We start from the raw sequence: 255 nt of genomic DNA on the forward strand, positions 1-255 counted from the left end.
GTGAGGCTTGCCCAAATGTTAAGCATGTTCCGATTCGGTGTAAAGGGAAATTCTGTCCCACCTGCGCAGTTGGAGAAGCACAGAAATGGGCAGATATTCAATCAAACGACATGTACCGTAGTATTCATCGCCATGTGATTTTAACCATTGATGAAGGGCTTCGTCCCATTTTCACTAGTCATTATCGGAAAAAACTATTAAAAGGCTTAATGGACGAAGCCGGACGGCTTTTGAATGAATGGTTCGAATCGTTAG

General features: G+C 43.1%; 1 protein-coding gene. It reads left to right on the forward strand.

Translation table 11 applies throughout. The features are described from left to right. A partial coding sequence (locus ACYQ2O_RS13325; protein ID WP_459796841.1) for a transposase zinc-binding domain-containing protein occupies positions 1 to 255 on the forward strand: 255 nt, incomplete at both ends.

Source organism: Alkalibacterium sp. m-11 (genome assembly GCF_054658155.1).